This window comes from Streptomyces sp. NBC_00459, from assembly GCF_036013955.1.
Lineage (GTDB): Bacteria > Actinomycetota > Actinomycetes > Streptomycetales > Streptomycetaceae > Streptomyces.
In genome coordinates, this window is record NZ_CP107903.1 from 5,183,553 (window position 1) to 5,206,471 (window position 22,919).

A 22,919-nucleotide genomic window follows, 5' to 3' on the forward strand; every position below is an offset into this window, starting at 1 on the left:
CAATCCACAGAGCCCCCGAACTCACAGGCGCCCCCGCCCAACCCAAGTGGAACGGCAACGCACAAAACCCGGTCCGGCGTTTGACCGCCCGACCGGGTGAGGTGCAGCTGATGCCCTACAGGAAATGTGCAACCTGTTCAGCGCGCCGCAGCAGACGTAAGACGTCAAGCCCCACGGCGTTGTTGCGACGACGCGGAACCTGAGGATTGATCGTCCTCGTCCTCATCGTCGTCGTTGTACCGATCCGCGTACTGGGCGTACGGGTCGTCTTCTTCCTCGTCGTCGTCCTCGAACGGCTCGCCATTCGGCGGCTGGCTCGAAGTCGAAGCGCCCAGCTCATTGGCCAGACGCGAGAGGTCAGTCCCGCCGCTGCTGTACTTCAGCTGGCGGGCGACCTTCGTCTGCTTGGCCTTTGCCCGGCCGCGCCCCATGGCTCGACCCCCTCGGATACGGGGCTCGGTGGCCCCAGAGTCTTGACACCCGTTCATGTTCTGGAACGGGCTCTCCGTGGAGAGACCGGTCCGTAGGGCTTCCACGGTACCTGAGCCCACGCCCATACGGTACGTCGCCCGCAGGACGTGCCGGTGCCCAGAACCCGCGAGGTGCCCTGTCCCCGCTGGTCAACCGCGATTTTAACCACTTCTTGGCGGCCGACCCGCCGACGGGGGTGAGAGTTCTCTCCAACACCCCGCCGACAGGTACCTCCGCGCCGTCTCGGACTACCGGCTCCGGCGGGCCTCCGACATCCTCTGCTCGGCGATCCGGTCGGCCGCCGCGGCCGGCGGAATACCGTCCGACTTCGCACGTGCGAATATGGCCAACGTGGTGTCGTAGATCTTCGCGGCCTTCGCCCTGCACCGCTCGAAGTCGAACCCGTGCAGCTCGTCGGCCACCTGGATCACGCCACCGGCGTTCACGACGTAGTCGGGCGCGTAGAGGATCCCGCGGTCCGCGAGGTCCTTCTCGACGCCCGGGTGCGAGAGCTGGTTGTTGGCCGCCCCGCACACCACCTTGGCGGTCAGCACGGGCAGGGTGTCGTCGCTGAGCGCCCCGCCCAGCGCGCAGGGCGCGTAGATGTCCAGCCCCTCGGTGCGGATCAGCGCGTCGGTGTCGGCGACGGCCGTGACCCCGCCGTCCGGGTACGTGGCCAGAATCCGGCGTACGGCGTCCTCCCGTACGTCGGTGATCACGACCTCGGCGCCGTCCTCCCGCAGATGCCGCACCAGGTGGTGCCCGACCTTGCCGACGCCCGCGATGCCGACCAGGCGTCCGCGCAGCGACGGGTCTCCCCAGAGGTGCTGCGCGCTCGCCCGCATGCCCTGGTAGACCCCGAAGGCGGTCAGGACGGATGAGTCGCCGGCGCCGCCGTTCTCCGGGGACCGTCCGGTCGTCCAGCGGCACTCGCGCGCGACCACGTCCATGTCGGCCACATACGTGCCGACGTCGCACGCGGTGACGTACCGCCCGCCGAGCGAGGCCACGAACCGGCCGTAGGCGAGGAGGAGTTCCTCGCTCTTGACGATGTCCGGATCGCCGATGATCACGGCTTTGCCGCCGCCGTGGTCGAGACCGGCCATGGCGTTCTTGTAAGACATCCCGCGGGCGAGGTTCAGCGCGTCGGCGACGGCCTCCGCCTCGCTCGCGTACGGGTAGAAGCGCGTACCGCCGAGCGCGGGGCCGAGGGCGGTGGAGTGGATGGCGATCACGGCCTTGAGGCCGGTGGCCCGGTCCTGGCAGAGCACGACTTGCTCATGACCCCCCTGCTCCGAGTGGAACAGGGTGTGCAGTACATCAGCAGGCGCGCCGGTTACGTCGGTCACTGTGGTGACTCCATGGAAGTAGCGGCGGTTGGGGCCGGGGCCCGTACGGGTGGCGGGCCTCCGTGGGCATGAGAGTAAAGCTCCTCCCCGGCCCGCGTATGCCAACCGTCCCCGCAGTGCCAAGGATCACCCACCGGTGACATGGGACCGAACGACGGTTTGCATAATTTTCCCGTGCTGATGTGTGCTGGTTCCGCTGGTTGCGTGGGTTTTCCCGGTCGTCCAGGGGGGAGGGAGCAGGCGTGCCCAAGGTGTCCTCGGTGATCGTCCCGTACGCGTCCTACTTGCGTGTCTACGAGCCGCTGGCGGCCTTCCCGGAGCCGGAGCGCAGCCACTGGGCGCGCTACGCCCGACGGCCCGACCGGCCCTCGTACCAGGACGAACTGCGGCGCTCCCTGGCCGACTTGCTGCCCACCCCGCCGGTCGCGGTGCCGGTGCACGAGAGCGCCGACGCGTTCGTGACCGAGGCCGAGGGCGTGGTGTGCGTCTGCCCCTGGCGCACCCGGCTGCGCGGCTGGCAGGCGCTGGGCGGGCTGGGGGAGGAACTGCCCGTCCCGGTCCTGGACGCCGTCCTGCCGCCCCTCGTACGCCACCAGGCGGCCCAGGACTACGAGCGCTGGCTGGCCCGCAACCCGGATGCCCGCCCCTGGATCCGCACGGCGACCTGGCAGGTGCCGCTGAACTGGTTCGTGCTGGTGACCGACGAGGAGCGCGAGTACGACAAGGGCTCGGGAGCCGACGGGGGAGCGGCGCCCGTGCTGCGCTACCGGACACCCATGGTCCAGGCGCGGCGGCGGGTGGCGCGCGGGCTGCGAACCCTGCGGGACACCCTCGACGAGGGGCCGCTGATCGACGGGCTGGTGGACGTCGGGCGCTGGCTGGAGGAGTTCCATCCGCGCTCGCTGGTCGAGCTGGACTACGGCGGCCTCGTGCATGTGCTGCCGGCCGGCGATCTGGCGGGCGACCACTCGGCGGCGGACGTGGCCGCGGGGATCGAGGCGCTGCGCGAGGGGGACGGCGAGGCGGCCGGGGAGGCGTACGGGCGGCTCGTGGAGCGGTGGCGGGCGGTGCGGGACCGGCGGTCGGCCAACTGACAGTTCGTCAAAAAAAGACTCCCTGGAACGTGAGTTCCATTTATGTGGGACGCTCTTGGAGCTGCCGTGGGACGTAGGTCCCGATCCGGGCGTTTGTGTCAAGCGTGACGGACCGCACGTACAGGTGGCTTGCGTCCCTTGCCCCTCCTCGTGCCAAAATAGGACAAGGAGTCCGGGGGAGGCTCTATCTGCCCAGCTATGGGTGGAATCTCAGCATTGCACGCTATGGGGGGTCTCGTGACTCCTGATCGCCGCTGTGACTGATCGTCACAGTGGCGTGACTGTCCGCTATGGCATGGTCCATTGGCTTCCGTCGCCGATGGCCGCCTGGGAGGGCAATTCCATCGGTTTGGCCTACGCGGTTGGACAGATGGTGTAGTTGTAGTGCCGAGGACAAGCCGTTCGTCCTATAACCGACTCGACCCGCATCCGCCATTTCGGGCAACGCGGGTCAAGGTGCAGAATTTAGAGGAATGAACCGAGAAGGTTCGGTTCTCCCGAGGAGGCCGCTCATGACCGCTCGCACCCCTGATGCCGAGCCGCTGCTGACCCCGGCTGAGGTCGCCACCATGTTCCGTGTTGACCCCAAGACGGTGACGCGGTGGGCGAAGGCCGGCAAGCTCACGTCCATCCGGACGCTCGGCGGACATCGCCGTTACCGCGAGGCCGAGGTCCGCGCTCTGCTTGCGGGCATTCCGCAGCAGCGCAGCGAGGCCTGACCAACTGAATAGTCGGACAAATCGGCAGGTCCCCCAACTATCGGCCGAGATGTCCGGCGCGCAACACCAGCACCACCAGAGTCACCTGCTTCATCACCAACAGCTTCAAACGACGCGGGTCCTGCCCCAACAGGCCCCATACCCAAGGCAGTTCCATCAGTTCCATAGCTTCAAGGGTGCGTCGTAGAGATCGCGCTGGACTCCGCCGGGTCCAGCGCGATCTTTTTTGTGTCCGCGGCCGGGGGTGGCACGGGGTGCTGTGAGCGGGCTTGTTGGAGTCTGGGGAGGGGTGTCGGATCGGCCGTGGGGAGCCCGCCGAGGCTGGTGCAATTGCACATATTAAATTGACCAGTTGTAGGAGACCGGTAAGAACCCACATTTTGAAAACTCATGCGGTGACACCCGTCACACACCGCGCGCCTTGTTGACGACGCGCCACGAGTGCTAGTGGGAGCCGCTGTTGGCACCCGGTGTCTCGTCGGTCTCGGAGTCCCCGTCGGTCTCGGTGCAGCGCTCCATGGCGAGCCTCTGTAACCGGTGGCAGATCGGACAGTGCCGGGTGAGATGCGGGTACCCGCTGGCGGCCGACAGATGTGCCCGGAGCAGAGCACGCGTCTCATGCCGTCGTGCGGTCGCCGCCATACGCCACCTCCGGAAGGGGGACAGGGCGTCAGGGGCCCTGCTCTCTGGGTACCGGGGGACGACGGCGCCGTCAATACGACGGTGTCGGCCAGACGGCGCGCCAGGACGCAGGAAATACCGCCCGGGGTGATGCTCCGGGCCCTGTTCGCCGAGGTGATGTGGGCGTGACATGAGAAAGGCCCGCGTCCGTTGCCGGATGCGGGCCTTGTCTTCACTGCGGTCCTGACGGGATTTGAACCCGCGGCCTCCACCTTGACAGGGTGGCGAGCACTCCAAACTGCTCCACAGGACCAGGTTTCGCGGCACTTGATGTTGCGCTGTGCTGCGAAAAGAGACTGTACAGGAGGGTGGGCCCAGGGGCGAACTCACCCATCGTACCGACCCCGTTACGCCTTCGGTAGCCGATTTGCGGCGTTACGGGGCCTGTGCGTCGATCGCCTTCACGATCCGCTTGTCCGACACCGGGTACGCCGTGCCCAGCGCGTGGGCGAAGTAGCTGACGCGGAGCTCCTCGATCATCCAGCGGATGTCCGTGACCGCCGACGGCACCGGCCGGCCCTGCGGCAACTGCTCCAGCAGCCAGGCGTACTCGTCCTGCATCTCGTGCACCTTCTCCATACGGGCGGTGTCCCGCTGGGCGTTGGTGGGCATCTGCTGCAGGCGCCGGTCCGCGGCGACGAGATAGCGCATCAGGTCGGGCAGGCGCCGCAGACCGGTCGCCGTCACGAAGCCGGGCCGTACGAGGGCGTCCAGCTGCCCCCGGACGTCCGTCAGGTTCGGGAGGAGCACGGCGCTGCGTACGCCCTTCAGACGGCGCTCACAGGCCTGCCAGGCGGCCAGCACCTGCTGCACCTGGTTGACCGTACGGACCGTCGTGTCGACGATCTCCGCGCGCACCTTCTCGTACAGCTTCCGGTGCGACTCCTCGTCCCATGCCGGACCCCCGAAATCGGCGATCAGCTTGTCGGCCGCGGCCATCGCGCAGTCGTCGAACAGGGCCTGGATCGAACCGTGCGGATTCGCCGACAGCGCGAGCTTCTGAACATTCGTCAACTTTTCGGACGCGAACTTCGCAGGATTGACCGGGATGTTGCGCAGAATCAGCCGCCGGGTGCCCTTCCACATCGCCTGCTGCTGCTCGGCCTCGGTGTCGAAGAGGCGTACGGAGACGGTGTCGCCGTTGTCGACCAGTGCCGGATACGCCTTCACCGGCTGGCCGGCTCTGCGTGTCTCGAAGAGCGGTGTCAGGGTGCCGATCGACCAGTCCGTCAGGCCGGTGCGTTCCAGCGACTCGGCGCCGGTGCGCTCCGCGGTGGCCGCGGCGGCCTGGGAGATGGCCTGACGGGCCTTCGGCTTGAGCTGGAGGCGCAGGACTTCGAGGTCCTTGTCCTCGGCCAGCTTGCGGCGCCGCTCGTCGACGATCCGGAAGGTGACACGGAGATGGTCCGGGACCCGGTCCCAGTCGAAGTCGTCGGCGGTGAAGGGGACTCCGACCATGCGCTTCAACTCGCGGGCCATGGTGACCGTCAGCGGCTCCTGGAGGGGTACCGCGGCAGCCAGGAAACGCTGGGCGAAGTTGGGCGCCGGGACGTAGTTGCGGCGGATCGGCTTGGGCAGCGAGCGGATGAGCTCCGTCACCAACTCCTCGCGCAGGCCCGGGATCTGCCAGTCGAAGCCCTCGTCGGTGACCTGGTTCAGCACCTGGAGCGGGATGTGGACGGTCACACCGTCGGCGTCCGCGCCCGGCTCGAACTGGTACGTCACCCGGAACTTGAGCGGTCCCTGGTGCCAGGCGTCCGGATAGTCGTCCTTGCTGACGTCACCGGCGCGCTCGTTGATGAGCATCGCCCGTTCGAAGTCGAGGAACTCGGGCTCCTCAAGACGCTTGTGCTTCCACCACGAGTCGAAGTGGGCCCCGGACACCACGTGTTCGGGGACGCGCTCGTCGTAGAAGTCGAAGAGCGTCTCGTCGTCGACCAGGATGTCCCGGCGGCGGGCCCGGTGCTCCAACTCCTCGACCTCGGTGAGGAGTCGGCGGTTGTCGGCGAAGAACTTGTGGTGCGTCCGCCAGTCGCCCTCGACCAGCGCGTTCCGGACGAACAGCTCGCGGGACACCTCCGCGTCGATGCGCCCGTAGTTCACCTTCCGCTGGGCGACGATCGGTACGCCGTACAGCGTCACCTTCTCGTACGCCATCACCGCGGCCTGGTCCTTCTCCCAGTGCGGCTCGCTGTACGTGCGCTTGAGGAGGTGCTCGGCGAGGGGCTCGACCCACTCGGGTTCGATACGGGCGTTGACGCGGGCCCAGAGCCGTGAGGTCTCCACCAGCTCCGCCGACATCACGAAGCGCGGGGGCTTCTTGAAGAGGGCGGAGCCGGGGAAGATCGCGAACTTGGCGTTGCGGGCACCGACGTACTCGTTCTTGCCGGAGGCGGTGCGAGGGCTGTCGCCGGTCGACGTGGACGCTCCGGACGTGCCGCTGGTGGACTTGGGTACGTCCTTCATCCCGATGTGGGAGAGGAGGCCGGCCAGGAGGGAGACGTGGACGCTCTGCTCGGGGGCGTCGTCCTCGTTGGGGTGGATGCCCATCTGGCGGGCCACGGTACGGAGCTGGGTGTAGATGTCCTGCCACTCGCGGATGCGCAGGAAGTTCAGGTACTCCTGCTTGCACATCCGCCGGAACGAGGACGAGCCCCGCTCCTTCTGCTGCTCACGGACGTACCGCCAGAGGTTGAGCAGGGCGAGGAAGTCGGACGTCTCGTCCTTGAAGCGGGCGTGCTGCTGGTCGGCCTGCGTCTGCTTCTCGACGGGGCGCTCGCGCGGGTCCTGGATGGAGAGCGCGGCGGCGATCACCATGACCTCGCGGACACAGCCGTTCTTGTCGGCCTCCAGGACCATCCGGGCCAGCCGGGGGTCGACGGGCAGCTGGGCGAGCTTGCGGCCGGTGTCGGTGAGCCGTTTGCGGGGGTCCTTCTCGGCGGGGTCGAGCGCGTTGAGCTCCTGGAGAAGCTGGACGCCGTCGCGGATGTTGCGGTGGTCCGGCGGGTCGATGAAGGGGAACTTCTCGATGTCGCCGAGCCCGGCCGCGGTCATCTGGAGGATGACGGAGGCGAGGTTCGTCCGCAGGATCTCGGCGTCCGTGAACTCCGCGCGGGCCTCGAAGTCGTCCTCGCTGTAGAGCCGGATGCAGATGCCGTCCGACGTACGGCCGCAGCGGCCCTTGCGCTGGTTGGCGCTGGCCTGCGAGATCGCCTCGATGGGCAGCCGCTGGACCTTGGTGCGGTGGCTGTAGCGGGAGATACGGGCGAAGCCGGGGTCGATGACGTACTTGATGCCCGGCACGGTGAGCGAGGTCTCGGCGACGTTGGTCGCCAGAACGATCCTGCGCCCTGTGTGCTGCTGGAACACACGGTGCTGCTCGGCGTGCGAGAGACGGGCGTACAGGGGCAGGACCTCGGTGAACCGGTAGTTCTTCTTGCCCAGCGCGTCCGCCGTGTCACGGATCTCGCGCTCGCCGGAGAGGAAGACGAGGATGTCGCCCTTGCCCTCGCCCTGGAGCTCGTCGACGGCGTCGCAGATCGCGGTGATCTGGTCGCGGTCGGAGTCCTCGCTGTCCTCTTCGAGGAGCGGGCGGTAGCGGACCTCGACCGGGTACGTACGGCCGGAGACCTCCACGATGGGGGCGTCGCCGAAGTGCCGGGAGAAGCGCTCGGGGTCGATGGTCGCCGAGGTGATGACGACCTTCAGGTCGGGCCGCTGGGGCAGCAGTTGCGCCAGATATCCGAGCAGGAAGTCGATGTTGAGGGACCGCTCGTGGGCCTCGTCGATGATGATCGTGTCGTAGGCGCGCAGCTCGCGGTCGGTCTGGATCTCGGCGAGCAGGATGCCGTCCGTCATCAGCTTGATGACCGTCGCGTCCTGGTTCACCTGGTCGGTGAACCGGACCTTCCAGCCGACTGCCTCACCGAGAGGTGTGTCCAGCTCGTCCGCGATCCGCTCGGCGACGGTACGGGCGGCGATACGACGGGGCTGGGTGTGCCCGATCATGCCGCGGACGCCCCGGCCGAGCTCGACGCAGATCTTGGGGATCTGGGTGGTCTTCCCGGACCCGGTCTCACCGGCGACGATGACGACCTGGTGATCGCGGATGGCGGCGGCGATCTCGTCCTTCTTCTGACTGACGGGAAGCTGCTCGGGATAGCTGACGGCCGGCACGCGGCTGCGGCGCTCGGCCATCCTCAGCTCGGCCTTCGCGACCTCCGCCTCGATCTCGGCGAGGACGGCGGAACGGGCCTCCGGCTTGCGGATCCTGCGCGCACCCTCGAGCCTGCGCCCGAGCCGGTGCGCGTCGCGCAGGGACAGCTCGGTCAGGCGGGGGGCGAGGTCACCGAGAGCGGGAGCGCCGGGGGCGGAGGCGGGTTGCGTAGACATACCTGACCCAGGATCTCACCTCGACGAAACGAGGGGCGAACGCTTTTGCGTCCGCCCCTCGTCCTGTGCCTGTGATGCGTGTTACCGCACGTCGACGTAGTCCTCGGCCCCGGAGCCGACGAAATGCCTGCTGTCCGGCTCCAGATGCACCGGCACCCAGGTGCCGTCCTCGGGCGCCTTGATGCCCTTGGCGAAGGAGCCGTTGCGCCCGGTCCCCACCCTGCCCATCAGGTACCAGGTGTTCTCACCCTTCGGCCGGAACAGGATCTGGACCCACTTGCCGCCGTACCCCTTCCAGCTCGTCCAGCCCACCGTGCTCGCGGGCTTCGCCTCCTGAAGGACGCCCTTCACGGTGAGGGTCGCGCCCTTGCGGACCGGCTCGGGGGTGGCGTTCGCGCCGATGATCCGGGTGAGGGCCTTCACCCGGCGTACCGCCACGCTGGTGGTGCCCTTGAAGTCCCGGGCGGTATCGCCGGCGTACCGCAGTCGCCAGTAGCCGTCGGCGTCGCCCCGGAGGCGCTCCACGATGAACTGCTCGTCGAAGCCGGTCGTCACGGTCTTCTTGGTTATCCAGCCGGTCCTGCCGTTGGCGGAGCGCTGGATGTCGACCTTGATCCGGCCGCCGTAGCCGTTGCCGGCCAGGCGCACGATGCCGGTGATGTCGAGCTGGGCCACCTCGTCCTGCGCGATCGTGAACTCGGTGAACCTGCTCGTCGAGGTGACCTTGACCTTCACATCGGCGGTTGCGGTCCGCGTGATCCAGGCGTTGTACGGGTATGGCGGAAAGCCCACCTCGAACGTGTTGTCGCCGTCCACCCGCCGGACGAAGGTGAAGCGGCCGCCGGTGCCGGTGGTGGCCTCGGTCGGGTCGGAGGTGCTGCCGTTCTTGTAGTCCAGCTCCAGCGGGATGCCCGCCAGCGGCTTCCACTCGCTGCCGCTGCGGTACTCCAGCCGCCCGGTGACCTTCATCTCGGCGTTGGTCACGAGATGGAAGCTGTTCTTGTCGAGGATCAGGCGGGTCGGGGCGACCTTGGGTGTGATCGCGACCCAGGGGACCGTGGCGTAGCCCAGGTCGCTGCGGTACTGGGCGAAGGCCCAGCCGCCCTCGCTCAGCTCACGGGCGAGGGAGAAGTGCCCCTGGTCGTCCGTGGTGACGGTCTCCTCGACCGAATCGCCGAGGTCGATGTCGACGGAGGCACCGGGCATGGCCTCGGTCGCGCGGGTGCTGGGATCGCGGAGCAGCAGATCACCGGAGGCCGCGACGAGCTTGGCGTCGATGTCCGGCGTGGTCGGTGTGACGGTGAAGTTCGTGATCACGGGCTGCTTCTGGTAGCGCAGCACACCCGCGTTCCGCTGGACGGTGGTCTCGCCGCCGCTGTTCGTGACCTCGACATCGATCGTGTACTTGCCGAGAGTGTCCAGGTGGACGGGCTGTGAGGACCAGGTGCCCTCCCAGGGGCTGGCCCAGTACGTCTCGGTGAAGTCGGTGATCGTGGCCACCGGAGTGTCCGTCTCGGCACTGCCGAGCGGGCGCAGCGTCGCGGTGATCTTCTTGACGTCCTCGCCGACCACGCTGCCGTGGTTGATACGTACGTCGATGACCGACCAGTCCGTGGAGTCGCTGGACGCCTCCTGGACCACCGGAGCGGCGGCGTGGGCCGCGCCGGGTATGGCGAAAGCGGAGAACAGGACGGCGCCGGCCGTCACCATCCCCCTGATGGTGTGTCTCAAGAACCCCCCATGGTTCTCGGTGGGCCACGGCTCCGCAGTGGCCCACGGTGAGCGACGAAGACCCCCTCCGGACAACCGGAGGGGGTCTTCGTGCGATGTGGCTGGGGCCGGGGTCGAACCGGCGACCTATCGCTTTTCAGGCGATCGCTCGTACCAACTGAGCTACCCAGCCACGAGGTTTCACGTGAAACACGTAACCTCAGCGGTCCTGACGGGATTTGAACCCGCGGCCTCCACCTTGACAGGGTGGCGAGCACTCCAAACTGCTCCACAGGACCTTGCTGTTGTGTGCGACGTAAGTCTCGCACACCGTGTCGCGTGCTCCCAACGGGAATTCCCGTCCGGACCGACGCTGACTGCGAGTGTCGGATCGCCTGGTCGCCGTTGCCGGTCTGGTGGTTCTGGGTGACCGGTCGAGGCTGGCTGGCGGGCCGATGTCGCTGGAAAAGCGTATCAGACCACGGGGGATGGTCCGCGCACGCGACAACGCAGGTCGAGGGGGGTGCGGTCCGGGTCAGGCGCGGGTCTCGGGTCGGTCGGAGCGGGTGCCGGAGTCCGTTTGAGCAGGGCCTATCGGGTACTCGGAAGGCACACCCGGACGACCTAGGAGGTGCCTTCCTCATGGAACCCGGCACCGGTACGAACATCCCGTCGGCGCGCGAGGCCGCGACGGCCGGAGGCGATGCGGTCGCGCCGCCCGGTCCCCGGAAACCTCGGGCGGTCGGCGAGCACGAGCCGGAGAACCCCGACGAGGACAGCAACATCATCAGGGGTGAGGACTAGAGGGCGAAGGGTCCTCCGGCGCCGTCCGGAGTCCGGCGACCGCCTCGGCGATCCGGAGGCGGAACGACTCGGGGAGCGGGTCGCCCGTGACGGCGCCGACGAGGTCGCCGGCCACCTCGTGCAGCTTGGTGTTGGTGTTCTGGGAGACCGAGACGAGCACTCGCCAGGAGTCCTCGGCGTTCAGACCGAAGGACGCCATGAGGATGCCCCGCGCGAGGTCGATGACGGGCCGCGTCTGCATGGCGCGCCGGAGCTGGACCAGTTCGATTTTCAGGTCCTGGCCGGTTTCGTCGGGCTCGCTCGTGACGGCGGTCTCGTCGGCGTCGCCGGTGCCTGCGAACAGCGGCAGGGTGCCGGTGATCGAGAAGAGCCGGAGCATCGCGCTGCCTGCCGACCGAATGGTGATGATCTTCCCCTCGTCGAGGGCGCGCCTGCGGACGCGGAGCAGGACGTTGAGCCCCGAGCAGTCACAGAAGTCGACGCCGCTCAGATCGAGCTCGATGCCGCGTTCCGAACGGGCGAGGGCCTGGCTCAGACCGTTGTGCAGTGCCTGCTCGGTGACGAGGTCGATCGCACCCGACACCACGACGAGCGTCGCGTAGCCCTCGGGCCGGGTCTCGATCCCGAGCGGGGGTGCCTGGACATCGCTCGGCGGAGGGCCGAGCGGTGCCAGGCGGACCTCGGCCGCCACCGTGAGCTGCGTGGTAACTGCGCGATCTGACATTGCGGCCACTCCGTGGACATCGGGCATTACGTGGCTCCCTCAAGCGTCGACCCGGAAGGCCTCGTACGTCAAGAGATACATGAAATCAAGTTCACCCTTTTGAATACGTGAATCAAGCGGCCTATGCTGTCGGCATGCGTGGAGTACCCGAAGCACACACTGGCTGGACGTTCCTCACCAACCACTCCCGTGTCCTGGCTGCGATCGCGGAGAACCCCACCGTCCGTATCCGTGACATCGCCGCGCACTGCCGGCTCACCGAGCGTGCCGTCCAGAAGATCGTCGCGGATCTGGAGGCGGCCGGTTATCTCACCCACACCCGTCAGGGGCGCTCCAACGCGTACCGGATCGAGGAGGGGACCATCCTGCGGCACCCGGCCGACGAGGGGCTGAGAGTGGCGCAGCTGCTGTCCCTCCTCTCACGACACGACGACGCGCACGCCGGTGACAGGGGTGAACTGCAGTCGACGGCTCCGCACGCGAGAAGCCCCGAAGACGATCAGTGACGCTCCTGCGAGCGCCGGAGCACTGGCGGGCGCCCCGCTGGGTACTCGCACGGCTGACCTGAGGCCGTCGACGAAGGGACAGCGCCGTGAGCGACCACCGCACGAACACCACCGGGGACGACCGGGACGGAGCGCAGGAGGAGGAGTCCCGGCCGAATCCCGTCCCGAGGGACATGCCCGACCAGCAGGCGGGCGCCGACGAGGACCCCTGGGAGGTGGACGACCCGGTGGTCACCGCGCCGGACGAGGGCCCCGGCCCGGAGGTCCCCGACGCGGACGAAGCCGGCGCGGGCAGGCGGGGCGCACCGAACTCCGGCAGCCCGAACCCCGAACACCCTGTGCCCGACGAGCCGTCCGCCTGACGTTCCCGGCTGCCGGCGGTAGCCCCTGAACGCACGAAATGGCGGCCACCCCTGATGAGGGATGCCGCCAACCGTACTTACGTGTGCCCCCAACGGGATTCGAACCCGTGCTACCGCCTTGAAAGGGCAGCGTCCTGGGCCGCTAGACGATGGGGGCCAGAACGTGAGAAGCATAGGTGATGCCGGGGAGGTTCGCCAAAACGGTTTAGGGGCTCCGAACGGGCGACGGTGAGGGCGAAGTCGGGGGTGAAGTCGGGGGTGAAGTCGGGGGTGAAGTCGAAGGTGACGGAACCGGCGTGGCGCCCGGCTGGTTCTCCTTCGGCAGATGGCGGCTCACCTCCGCCGTGGTCAGTCCGAGACCGCCCAGTTTGATCTCGTCCCAGGCCTGCAGACGATGCGTGTCGCGGTCCAGGTAGAGGACGGACGCCTCGATCTGGTCCGGGTTCCGCTTCTCCAGCGCGCGCAGTCCACTGCCGCCCGTCGAGCCCTCGATGCGCAGCCGGGTGCCCTTCTCCATGACCTCCATCTCCGCGTGGTGAAGGTGTCCGGCCAGCACGAGCGGGACCACGCCGTCCGTGCGCCGGGCCGCGCTCGGCTCGTGGACCATCGCGATGTCGACCGGCGTGCCCAGGGTCCGCTGGTCGCGGATGGCCGAGGCCAGCCGGTCGCCCGCCAGTTCCTGGTCCCGGCCGCCGTCCTGCTCGCCCGCCGAGCGGTCCGGGGTGAACGCCGGGTCGCCGATGCCCGCGAAGCGCAGCCCCCCGACGGTGACCGACCGGCCGTCGTCCAGGACGTGCACGTTCTTCATGCGCTGCAGATAGCGCTGGGTGAGCTGCGAGTCGTGGTTGCCGCGCACCCAGACGTACGGGGCGCCCAGGTCCCTGATCGGGTCCAGGAAGCCGTTCTCGGCCGCCGTGCCGTGATCCATGGTGTCGCCGGTGTCGGCGATGACGTTGATGTCGTACTGCTCCACCAGCGACGCGATGATCTTCCAGCTGGCCGGGTTGAGATGGATGTCCGAGACGTGCAGGACACGGATCGTGGCCGGGTCGGGCTGGTAGGTCGGAAGCGTGGACGTGGCGTCGTAGAGCTTCGTCACGTTCGTCACCAGTCGCGCCAACTCCTTCTGGTAGACGTCGAATTCGGTGACGATGCTGCGCGCGTTCCCGACCAGGGAGGGAGCCGAGGACAGGAGCCCGGAGAACTTCGGTTCCAGGACCGACTTGGGGTTCCAGGTCGCGTACGCCGTCGCTCCCGAGGCCATCAGGAGCGTGAGGGCGAGTCCGCCTGCCGCGAGGGCCCGGCGGGGGCGGCGGTAGACCGCGAGGCCGAGGGCGGTGGCGCCGGAGACGACGGCCACGCAGGAGCGCACGGCCAGGTCGAGGGTGCCGTGCCCGACATCCTCGGCGACCTCGTCCTGGAGACCGGAGAGACGTTCGGGGCGATCGACCAGGGCCTGGGCGCGGACCGGGTCGAGCTGGTCGACGTTCACGTCGAGGCGGACCGGCGCGGTGTGGCTGTTCAGCTCAAGGGCGCCCAGCGGGGAGACGTTGATCTTCGTGCCGCCGGTGAGGGACGGCCGCAGGGTCATCGTGGTGTCCATCGGGCCGACCGGTGCGCGTACGTTGCCGACGATCAGCAGACCCAGCCAGGCACCCAGAAGGACCACCGCGACCAGGCCCAGGGCGCGGGTCCAGGGGTGCGGCGGATGGACCAGCTCGGCGGCCGGATGCGCCCGGCGGGCGCGGTAGGGGCCGGCGAGGGCGCCCAGGCGGCGGGTGAGGCGGCCGGTGGTGCTGCGGGTGCTTTCGGGGTTCGGGGTGTTGGCGGGTACGCGTGCCATTGGTCCCGTATGCCCAAAGCCGGGCACGGCTAAGCGGGGTGACGCAGAGCACGGCTTTCCGGAGAGCGCGGGTCCGTGACCCCCGTACGGGCGGTCCGTACCGGACAATGGGCGTGTGCTGGAGATGACGCGCGAGGAGTTCGAGGAACTGGTCGCCGAGTCCCTCGACCGGATTCCGCCTGAGCTGACGAGGCTGATGGACAACGTCGCGGTGTTCGTCGAGGACGAGCCCCCGTCGGACGATCCCGAGCTGCTCGGGCTGTACGAGGGGACACCGCTGACCGATCGCGGGGAGTGGTACGCGGGGGTGCTGCCCGACCGGATCACGATCTACCGGGGGCCGACCCTGCGGATGTGCGAGACACGGGACGACGTGGTCGCGGAGACCGAGGTGACCGTCGTGCATGAGATCGCTCACCATTTCGGGATCGACGACGAGCGGCTGCACGCGCTCGGATACGGCTGACGGGCCATGCGGTCACGGGGCCGGGCGCGCGGAGGCTGTTGAGGGGCGCGTGTCTTCTTGTGGGCGACGGGAGTTGAGCACGTTGACTCCTCGACTCCCCACCGGAGGTGGCTGCCCGTGCGCCCCTTGCATGTACCTGTCCGACTGGCCGCCACGGTTGTGGCCGTCGCCGCTGCCGCCGGCTGTATGAGCGTGGGGGACGGCGACGCCGGCCAGGTCAAGCCCTCCCACTCCGCGGGCCAGAAGGGTGCGAAGGCGCCCGACGGAGGGTCGGCGGTGACCGGCGGTGGGGGTTCCGGGTGGGCCGGCGGGTCCGAGGGTGACGGCAAGTCGGGACACGGGAAGGGCAAGGGGGGCGCGAAGGGGGCCAGCGGGGCGCCCGCGTCCCCGGGCGCCTCACCGTCCGCCGGACAGAGCGCGCCCGTGTCGGCGCCCACCAAGCCGGCCGGCGGCAGCGCCGGACCCGTCGATCCCGGTGCGCCCACGCCGACGAAGCCGCAGCCCACGCCGACGAAGTCCGCCGAGCCGGAGCCGGAGCCGCCGCCCGAGTCGCCCACGCCCCCGCCGGTCTCGCCGGAGCCGACGATCGCGGAGCCGTCTTCCTCCGTGCAGCCGCAGCAGGCTCAGCCGCAGCTGGTCACGCGGGAGCCGGCGCCCGAGGCCGGAGTGGCCGTCTAGCCGAGGGGACGGAAGGGGGGTGACCTGCGATGACGGTACTCAATTTGCCCAAAGGGGAGGTGGGTGCGTATGGTAGTAGATCGTTTGATCCCATTGCCTGGCGCCGAAGAGATGCGCCGCGTGTGGCGCGTACTCTCCCTTGCCGTGGCTGACCGCATTGAGGCGGTCGAATTGCGAAATCACGGAGTTGACGGGCGCGTGCCGACGAGACTCCGGAAGGTTTCGCATTCGCATGTCCATTTCCAGTACTGATCACATCGTCGTGCCCGAGAACGAGAACGACGAGGCCAACAGCCTCGACCTCGACCTCGCGGAGACGGCCGTAGACACCGACGCCGTGGACACCGACGTCGAGTCCGGCGAGCCGGAGATCACCTTCACCGATCTCGGTCTCCCCGAGGGCGTCGTGCGCAAGCTCACGCAGAACGGTGTGACCAGCCCCTTCCCGATCCAGGCCGCGACCATCCCGGACGCCCTGGCCGGCAAGGACATCCTCGGCCGTGGCCGCACCGGCTCCGGCAAGACCCTCTCCTTCGGTCTCCCGCTGCTGACCAAGCTGTCCGGCGGCCACACCGACAAGAAGAAGCCCCGCGGCATCATCCTCACGCCGACGCGTGAGCTCGCGATGCAGGTCGCGGACGCCCTCCAGCCCTACGGCGACGTCCTCGGCCTGAAGATGAAGGTCGTCTGCGGCGGTACGTCGATGAGCAACCAGATGTACGCCCTGGAGCGCGGCGTCGACGTCCTCGTCGCCACCCCGGGCCGTCTGCGCGACATCATCAACCGCGGCGCCTGCTCCCTGGCCAACGTCGAGGTCGCCGTCCTCGACGAGGCCGACCAGATGTCCGACCTGGGCTTCCTGCCCGAGGTCACCGAGCTGCTCGACCAGATCCCGGGCGGCGGCCAGCGCATGCTGTTCTCGGCCACCATGGAGAACGAGATCTCCACGCTGGTCAAGCGCTACCTGACCAACCCGGTCACGCACGAGGTCGACAGCGCCCAGGGCAACGTCACGACGATGTCCCACCACATCCTCATCGTGAAGCCCAAGGACAAGGCGCCGGTCACCGCCGCGATCGCCTCCCGCAAGGGCCGCACGATCATCTTCGTCCGCACCCAGCTGGGCGCCGACCGTATCGCCGAGCAGCTGTGCGAGTCCGGCGTGAAGGCCGACGCGCTGCACGGCGGTATGACGCAGGGCGCCCGTACCCGCGTGCTCGAGGACTTCAAGAAGGGCTACGTCAACGCCCTGGTCGCCACCGACGTCGCCGCCCGCGGCATCCACGTCGACGGCATCGACCTGGTCCTGAACGTGGACCCGGCCGGCGACCACAAGGACTACCTGCACCGCTCCGGCCGTACGGCCCGCGCGGGCCGCTCCGGCACGGTCGTGTCGCTGTCCCTGCCGCACCAGCGCCGCCAGATCTTCCGCCTGATGGAGGACGCGGGCGTCGACGCCGGGCGTCACATCATCCAGGGCGGCGCCGCCTTCGACCCAGAGGTCGCCGAGATCACCGGCGCCCGGTCGATGACCGAGGTCCAGGCCGAGTCCGCGGGCAACTCCGCGCAGCAGGCCGAGCGTGAGGTCACGCAGCTCACCAAGGAGCTGGAGCGCGCCACGCGTCGCGCCGCCGAACTGCGCGAGGAGGCCGACAGGCTGATCGCGCGTGCCGCGCGCGAGCGGGGCGAGGACCCGGAGGCAGCCGTGGCCGCGGTGGCCGAGGCCGCTGCCGCCGTAGTCGTCGCGGAGGCCGCCGCCGAGGCGACCGCCGCCGCGGAGGCGCAGCAGGTGCGCGAGGAGCGCCCGCGCCGTGACGAGCGTGGCAACTACGAGCGCCGTGACCGTCGCGACGACCGCCCGTCGGGTGGCTTCAACCGTGACAACGACCGTGGTGGCCGTTCTTTCGAGCGTCGTGACGACCGTCCCTCGGGTTCCGGTGGCGGTTTCCGCCGCGACGACCGTCGTGACGGTGGCGACCGTGGTGGCTTCCGTCGCGACGACCGCCCGTCGGGTGGCTTCAACCGTGACAACGACCGTGGTGGCCGTTCTTTCGAGCGTCGTGACGACCGTCCCTCGGGCTCGGGTGGCGGTTTCCGCCGCGACGACCGTCGTGACGGTGGCGACCGTGGTGGCTTCCGTCGCGACGACCGCCCGTCGGGTGGCTTCAACCGTGACAACGACCGTGGTGGCCGTTCTTTCGAGCGTCGTGACGACCGTCCCTCGGGTTCCGGTGGTGGCTTCCGCCGCGACAACGACCGCCCCTCGGGCGGCTTCAACCGCGACAACAACGACCGTGGCGGCTTCCGCCGCGACGACCGTCCGGCCACCGGTCACCGGGGCAGCGACCGCCCCTTCAACCGTGACCGTCAGGGCGACCGTCCCACCGGCGGCGGTTTCCGCGCCGGCGGTCACGAGCGCCCGCAGGGCCGCCGCGACGACCACCGCGGCACCGGCACGGGTTCGGGCTCCGGCACCGGTTCCTCCTTCGGCCGCCGCGACGAGAAGCCGCGCTGGAAGCGCAACGGCTGATCGCTCACTGATCACTGACTGATCACTGAAGGGCCCGTACGACTCCGGTCGTACGGGCCCTTCGGCGTTGCCGCACCTTTCCCCGGCACCGAAAAAACGCCAACTCGCCTGTCAGCAGCGGCTGTTACGCTCCGGCGCGGAATCGATGATCCGCTGGATCGTCTGCCTTCGCACGCTGCGGGGTCGCCGCGCCCTGGGCGGCCTCCGCCGCGGAGAACCGATCACCGTCCCAGCCCGCGCTGTCCGAACTGACCACCGAGAACAAGACGTGCGTCGGCGGCGTGGACCGCCCGTACGTCGGTACGCGGCCGACGTACGGGCGGTTCTCCGAGACCCGGACGGGGGCCGGGACGGCCGGGTTCGGGCTCGGGACGAAGGGCGGCGCATGGTCGTTCTCGGTAGGCGGTTCGGTCGTACGGGGTGGAGTGCCGGAGGCGGGTGACTGGGCGCACCTCACCGGGGTGTACGACCGGGTCGCCGGTACGGCCCGGCTGTATGTGAACGGACGGGCGGGCGGCCGGTACGGCCGAGAACGTCACCGGTACCTCGGCGTCCGGGAACCTCCAGATCGGTCGCACACTCGCCAGCGAGAACGGGAGCGAGAACGCCAGCGAGTATGGGAGCGGGAGCGGTGCGCTGGTCGGCGTACGGGTGTGGGACCGGATCGTTGTCGGCGCCGAGGCAGCCAGAGCGGCGAAGCAGGCCACCACCGTGAGCGAGGGGTACTGGGCGCTCGACGAGGCGACCGGCGGCGCCAGCCCCGAGCGGGACCGCGGACGGCCACTGATGCTCGGCGGGGACGCGACGATCTACCGCGACGACGTCCCCTGCGACTTGCTCGACCCGGACTGCCTGCCGAGCAAGTCCCCCCTCTTCGGCTCCGGGCACCTGCTGCTGGACGGCGACGGGGACTTCGCCGCGACGGACGGCCTGGGCATCGACATCGGGGACAGCTTCTCGGTCGCCGCGCACGTATCGACCGGATCGACGCGGCTTCCCAGGACCGGCCGATGACGGTGCTGTCGGTGCAGGGCGCGGACAACTCCCTTGCCGAGGTGCGCTATTCGGGGCCTCGCAGCAGTGGGAGGTGGCCCTGACGGACGCGAGCGGGGAGCCGTTCACGCTCACCTCGCAGGCCGCGTGGGCATCCCCGGACGATGTCCACCACCTGGCGCTCGTGTACGACGACGAGACCGACGAGATCCTGCTCCACGCCGACGGACAGCTGCCGGAGCAGTCGACTAGGTGCACGTCTACGCGGGCGTGCTCAGCGCGACGCAGGTCGCTCAGCTGCAGATCGGCGCGACGGACGCCTGACAGCGTGGCCGGGGCAGGTATATTTTCGGCCAACTGACTGGTCCTGTGACGCATGTCATACCCCCAGCAAGGGAATTGCTGGGGGCATGACAGATGACGTCAGAGTGAGTGGGCTGTCGGACGAGGAACGGCTTGCCCAGCTCGGTTACACGCAGGTCCTCGCCCGCCGGATGTCGGCGTTCTCCAACTACGCGGTGTCCTTCACGATCATCTCGGTCCTGTCGGGCTGCCTGACCCTGTACCTGTTCGGCATGAACACGGGCGGCCCGGCCGTGATCACCTGGGGCTGGGTCGCCGTAGGGCTCATGACCCTCTTCGTCGGCCTGTCCATGGCCGAGATCTGTTCGGCCTACCCGACCTCCGCCGGCCTGTACTTCTGGGCCCACCGGCTAGCCCCGCCCCGTACCGCCGCCGCGTGGGCGTGGTTCACGGGCTGGTTCAACGTGCTCGGCCAGGTCGCGGTGACCGCCGGCATCGACTTCGGGGCGGCCTCCTTCCTGGGCGCCTACCTGAACCTCCAGTTCGACTTCGAGGTCACCCCGGGCAGCACGATCCTGCTCTTCGCGGGCATCCTCGTACTGCACGGCCTCCTCAACACCTTCGGCGTACGCATAGTCGGACTGCTCAACAGCGTCAGCGTGTGGTGGCACGTGGTGGGTGTGGCCGTCATCGTCGGCGCGCTGACGTTCGTACCGGACCACCACCAGTCGGCTTCCTTCGTGTTCACCGAGTTCGTGAACAACACGGGCTGGGGGAGCAGTGTCTACGTGGTCGCCCTCGGGCTGCTGATGGCCCAGTACACCTTCACCGGCTACGACGCCTCCGCACACATGACCGAAGAGACCCACGACGCCTCCACTGCGGGCCCGAAGGGCATCGTCCAGTCCATCTGGACCTCGTGGATAGCGGGCTTCGTCCTGCTCCTGGGCTTCACCTTCGCCATCCAGTCGTACGAGGGTGCCCTGGGGTCCCCGACCGGCGTACCGCCCGCCCAGATCCTGCTCGACGCGGTGGGCGCGACCGCCGGCAAGCTGCTCCTGCTCATCGTCATCGGCGCCCAGTTGTTCTGCGGCATGGCGTCGGTCACCGCCAACTCCCGCATGATCTACGCCTTCTCGCGCGACGGCGCCCTCCCCTACTCCCACCTCTGGCACACGGTCAGCCCGCGCACCCGCACCCCCGTCGCGGCGGTCTGGCTGGCGGCGTTCGGGGCCCTGGTCCTGGGCCTGCCCTACCTGATCAACGTGACGGCGTACGCGGCCGTGACGTCGATCGCGGTGATCGGCCTCTACATCGCCTACGTCATCCCGACGCTGCTGCGGCTGCGCAAGGGCGAGGCGTTCGAGCGGGGGCCGTGGCATCTGGGCCGGTGGTCCCGGGTCATCGGGGTGGTGTCGGTGATCTGGGTGGCCGTGATCACGGTGCTGTTCATGCTGCCCCAGGTGGCACCGGTCACCTGGGAGACCTTCAACTACGCCCCGATCGCCGTCCTGGTGGTGCTGGGCTTCGCGGCGCTGTGGTGGGTCGCATCGGCGCGGCACTGGTTCCTCAACCCCGAGCACGAGCGGACCCGGGCCCGGGAGGCGGCTCGCAAGGGGGCGCCCGAACCGGTCGATCCGTAACGAGGAGGCCCATTTCCTCCAGAGGCCGCCACCCTGTTCGTGGAGCGACCCGGCCGTGTCTCCGATACCCGATCGGAGTCGTGGCCGGGTCCGGCTATGCTCGGGGGAGCAACATCGCGGGGACCCTTAGCTCAATTGGCAGAGCAGTGGACTTTTAATCCATTGGTTGTGGGTTCGAGTCCCACAGGGTCTACGGGTGCGGGGGAGGGGAAACCCCTTCTGACCTGCAGAGCAGCGCTCGGGTCGGCTTCGGTCGGGTCGGGCGCTGCGGCGTTTTCGGGGGTCTGCGTGAGCGATGCGTGAGCGGATGTTCAGGGGATGCGCGTGGGAGGCTTCGCAGCGACGCGTTGAGAAGCCTCCCTGCTCAAAATCTAGTCCCTCTCGATGACGAACAGCACCGTCAGGATGTGCTCTGCTGTTCCCAGCAGGCAACGAGCCATGGACAAGTCGCCTGCCGAAGCGTGCTTGATCGCCTGGGCGCGAGCAGTGGCCGACGTTTGCAGGGCAATGACGTTGTCCACCAGGGTGCACGTCATCTTCGCTTCGTCCTTGTGCCCACGCATGATGTAGCGAATCCGCACGGCGCGGGTGAGCCGCCCGTTGGGCGATCGCCATTCCTTCTCAGGGCGCCCTGACGTAGGCAGCCACTTCTCAACCTCGCTGTCCGGGGCAGCCGCGCGGATAGCCCTGTCGATAGATTCCACAGCGCACTGGGCGGCCATCTCGGCAGCGGCCGGTGGGGCCTGGCGGACGACACTCCACCCGCCCTCAAGCATCTCCACGACCTTCGTGTCGATGGACGTCAGGGCTCTGCGGAGGTCTTCCAGTACATCGAGACGCCCGGCCTGCTGAGGGGAGAGTAGATCGTCGACGCGGTCGGCGACTTCCACCTCTAGGTCGGCGTCGCTCAGAACGGTCTCAGAGCTGAGCGCGTCTGCTCCCAGCAGCCCGTTCACGCCCAGACCAGTGTGTAGGGAGGAGCCGAGCTCAAAGCGCGTCGGACTGTCTCCGAGGCTGCCCACGTAGTCCCGGTACAACGACAGCGGACGGCTACTGATCTCCGACAGCAGGCCGCGGCCGGAGTCCATCCGCGCCAGCCAGTCCGTCATATACACCTGGCGGTGGACCGTGAGACCGAGGCTCTTGCGGAACTCCTCCGTAGCCCACACCGGGGGCATCGGTACCTTGAAAACGGGGCCCTTGATGATCTCGCCTACGACGCTCTCGATCTGAAGAGACGTCCGCCAAGCAGACAAGGTGCCCGGTCCGACAGCCGACTCGCTGAGCGCGGCCGTCGCCTTCAGGTACTTGAGATGTTCCCTCCCGGCTAGCTGGTCCATCGAGCGCAGTCCTGCGGCGTATCCCGTAAGAGCGCTCGGGAACATGTTTTTCTGGGCGTCGGCCAGGAGCTTCCTGGTGCCCAGCAGGTCTTGGTCCTGCAGCCATTTGGCGGCCTGGAACGCCGGCCCTGCCTGCAGTTGGCGGAAGAGATCACCGTAGATCCTGCTGGTATCGATGATCTTTGCGAAGGCGGCTACTGCTGTGTCAGAACTCGTCGGTACCGGCTCGACTTCGTTGCCAGTGCCGGGCACTTCGTCGTCTTCGCCATCGTCTGCGGTGCCATGAACGGCCATCAGAGTTCCCTCCCCTG

General features: G+C 68.6%; 19 protein-coding genes, 5 tRNA genes and 1 pseudogene. 12 read left to right on the forward strand and 13 right to left on the reverse strand.

All coding sequences use genetic code 11. The features are described from left to right. Nucleotides 1–164 precede the first annotated feature (164 nt). Both OHN74_RS22785 and OHN74_RS22790 read right to left on the reverse strand, forming a co-directional pair. Nucleotides 165–431 carry a DUF3073 domain-containing protein gene (locus OHN74_RS22785; RefSeq protein WP_164320396.1) on the reverse strand — a complete coding sequence of 89 codons (267 nt, stop codon included), beginning with the start codon at nucleotides 429–431 and terminating at the stop codon, nucleotides 165–167. A 288-nt stretch (nucleotides 432–719) separates the two neighbouring features. Further along, nucleotides 720–1,820 carry a Leu/Phe/Val dehydrogenase gene (locus tag OHN74_RS22790; protein ID WP_327696400.1) on the reverse strand — a complete coding sequence of 367 codons (1,101 nt, stop codon included), beginning with the start codon at nucleotides 1,818–1,820 and terminating at the stop codon, nucleotides 720–722. Between the two features lie 242 nt (nucleotides 1,821–2,062). Between OHN74_RS22790 and OHN74_RS22795 the strand changes: the two genes are divergently transcribed. Both OHN74_RS22795 and bldC read left to right on the forward strand, forming a co-directional pair. Next, nucleotides 2,063–2,914 carry a hypothetical protein gene (locus OHN74_RS22795; RefSeq protein ID WP_327696401.1) on the forward strand — a complete coding sequence of 284 codons (852 nt, stop codon included), beginning with the start codon at nucleotides 2,063–2,065 and terminating at the stop codon, nucleotides 2,912–2,914. A 512-nt stretch (nucleotides 2,915–3,426) separates the two neighbouring features. Next, the gene (gene bldC, locus OHN74_RS22800) at nucleotides 3,427–3,633 is read left to right on the forward strand and encodes a developmental transcriptional regulator BldC (RefSeq protein WP_003949541.1); all 207 of its coding nucleotides are present in this window, start codon (nucleotides 3,427–3,429) and stop codon (nucleotides 3,631–3,633) included. 37 nt (nucleotides 3,634–3,670) lie between these two features. On the opposite strand, the gene OHN74_RS22805 is transcribed toward bldC, so the two are convergent. The 7 genes from OHN74_RS22805 to OHN74_RS22835 all read right to left on the reverse strand — a co-directional run bounded on the left by OHN74_RS22805 (nucleotide 3,671) and on the right by OHN74_RS22835 (nucleotide 10,715). Then, nucleotides 3,671–3,799 carry a hypothetical protein gene (locus tag OHN74_RS22805; protein WP_327696402.1) on the reverse strand — a complete coding sequence of 43 codons (129 nt, stop codon included), beginning with the start codon at nucleotides 3,797–3,799 and terminating at the stop codon, nucleotides 3,671–3,673. A 278-nt stretch (nucleotides 3,800–4,077) separates the two neighbouring features. Further along, nucleotides 4,078–4,446, reverse strand: a complete 369-nt coding sequence (locus OHN74_RS42915; RefSeq protein ID WP_443060428.1) for a DUF6274 family protein — start codon at nucleotides 4,444–4,446, stop codon at nucleotides 4,078–4,080. Nucleotides 4,447–4,492: 46 nt separating this feature from the next. Beyond that, nucleotides 4,493–4,567: transfer RNA gene (locus OHN74_RS22815), tRNA-Asp, on the reverse strand. Between the two features lie 122 nt (nucleotides 4,568–4,689). Next, nucleotides 4,690–8,706 (reverse strand): ATP-dependent RNA helicase HrpA, encoded by a 4,017-nt coding sequence (gene hrpA / locus OHN74_RS22820; RefSeq protein WP_327696403.1) that lies wholly within the window; start codon nucleotides 8,704–8,706, stop codon nucleotides 4,690–4,692. Between the two features lie 81 nt (nucleotides 8,707–8,787). Beyond that, complete coding sequence (locus OHN74_RS22825) at nucleotides 8,788–10,416, reverse strand: hypothetical protein (RefSeq protein WP_327696404.1); 1,629 nt, start codon at nucleotides 10,414–10,416, stop codon at nucleotides 8,788–8,790. A gap of 119 nt (nucleotides 10,417–10,535) precedes the next feature. Continuing rightward, nucleotides 10,536–10,609, reverse strand: a tRNA-Phe gene (locus OHN74_RS22830). Nucleotides 10,610–10,640: 31 nt separating this feature from the next. Continuing rightward, a tRNA-Asp gene (locus tag OHN74_RS22835) sits at nucleotides 10,641–10,715 on the reverse strand. Nucleotides 10,716–11,058: 343 nt separating this feature from the next. Between OHN74_RS22835 and OHN74_RS22840 the strand changes: the two genes are divergently transcribed. Next, a complete protein-coding gene (locus OHN74_RS22840; RefSeq protein WP_327696405.1) occupies nucleotides 11,059–11,220 on the forward strand; it encodes a hypothetical protein in 162 nt (53 codons plus the stop codon). Here the strand turns inward: OHN74_RS22840 and OHN74_RS22845 are convergent. Continuing rightward, on the reverse strand, nucleotides 11,204–11,944 hold the full coding sequence (locus tag OHN74_RS22845) for an ANTAR domain-containing protein (protein ID WP_327696406.1): 741 nt from the start codon (nucleotides 11,942–11,944) through the stop codon (nucleotides 11,204–11,206). The genes OHN74_RS22840 and OHN74_RS22845 overlap by 17 nt on opposite strands. Before the next feature lie 134 nt (nucleotides 11,945–12,078). Between OHN74_RS22845 and OHN74_RS22850 the strand changes: the two genes are divergently transcribed. Further along, complete coding sequence (locus OHN74_RS22850; RefSeq protein WP_327696407.1) at nucleotides 12,079–12,450, forward strand: helix-turn-helix transcriptional regulator; 372 nt, start codon at nucleotides 12,079–12,081, stop codon at nucleotides 12,448–12,450. Nucleotides 12,451–12,536: 86 nt separating this feature from the next. Beyond that, the gene (locus OHN74_RS22855; RefSeq protein ID WP_443060429.1) at nucleotides 12,537–12,812 is read left to right on the forward strand and encodes a hypothetical protein; all 276 of its coding nucleotides are present in this window, start codon (nucleotides 12,537–12,539) and stop codon (nucleotides 12,810–12,812) included. A gap of 84 nt (nucleotides 12,813–12,896) precedes the next feature. Here OHN74_RS22855 and OHN74_RS22860 read toward each other — a convergent pair. Together OHN74_RS22860 and OHN74_RS22865 are read right to left on the reverse strand one after the other, a co-directional pair. Further along, nucleotides 12,897–12,969 (reverse strand) — tRNA-Glu (locus OHN74_RS22860). 48 nt (nucleotides 12,970–13,017) lie between these two features. Next, a complete protein-coding gene (locus OHN74_RS22865) occupies nucleotides 13,018–14,655 on the reverse strand; it encodes a metallophosphoesterase family protein (protein WP_327696408.1) in 1,638 nt (545 codons plus the stop codon). Between the two features lie 115 nt (nucleotides 14,656–14,770). Here OHN74_RS22865 and OHN74_RS22870 point away from each other — a divergent pair, with 115 nt between their 5' ends. From OHN74_RS22870 to OHN74_RS22895, 7 genes and pseudogenes are all read left to right on the forward strand, one after another. Continuing rightward, complete coding sequence (locus OHN74_RS22870) at nucleotides 14,771–15,121, forward strand: metallopeptidase family protein (protein ID WP_327696409.1); 351 nt, start codon at nucleotides 14,771–14,773, stop codon at nucleotides 15,119–15,121. 117 nt (nucleotides 15,122–15,238) lie between these two features. Next, complete coding sequence (locus tag OHN74_RS22875) at nucleotides 15,239–15,799, forward strand: hypothetical protein (RefSeq protein WP_327696410.1); 561 nt, start codon at nucleotides 15,239–15,241, stop codon at nucleotides 15,797–15,799. Nucleotides 15,800–16,031: 232 nt separating this feature from the next. Then, nucleotides 16,032–18,329: a DEAD/DEAH box helicase gene (locus tag OHN74_RS22880; RefSeq protein WP_327696411.1), complete on the forward strand. Its 2,298-nt coding sequence runs from the start codon at nucleotides 16,032–16,034 to the stop codon at nucleotides 18,327–18,329. A 281-nt stretch (nucleotides 18,330–18,610) separates the two neighbouring features. Continuing rightward, a pseudogene (locus OHN74_RS42920) lies at nucleotides 18,611–18,835 on the forward strand (LamG-like jellyroll fold domain-containing protein); the annotation flags it as partial. Between the two features lie 205 nt (nucleotides 18,836–19,040). After that, nucleotides 19,041–19,343: a hypothetical protein gene (locus OHN74_RS22885; RefSeq protein ID WP_327696412.1), complete on the forward strand. Its 303-nt coding sequence runs from the start codon at nucleotides 19,041–19,043 to the stop codon at nucleotides 19,341–19,343. A 389-nt stretch (nucleotides 19,344–19,732) separates the two neighbouring features. Next, nucleotides 19,733–21,268 (forward strand): amino acid permease, encoded by a 1,536-nt coding sequence (locus OHN74_RS22890; RefSeq protein ID WP_327696413.1) that lies wholly within the window; start codon nucleotides 19,733–19,735, stop codon nucleotides 21,266–21,268. A 120-nt stretch (nucleotides 21,269–21,388) separates the two neighbouring features. After that, nucleotides 21,389–21,461, forward strand: a tRNA-Lys gene (locus OHN74_RS22895). A gap of 178 nt (nucleotides 21,462–21,639) precedes the next feature. Here OHN74_RS22895 and OHN74_RS22900 read toward each other — a convergent pair. Continuing rightward, on the reverse strand, nucleotides 21,640–22,902 hold the full coding sequence (locus OHN74_RS22900; RefSeq protein WP_327696414.1) for a hypothetical protein: 1,263 nt from the start codon (nucleotides 22,900–22,902) through the stop codon (nucleotides 21,640–21,642). Nucleotides 22,903–22,919: the final 17 nt, after the last annotated feature.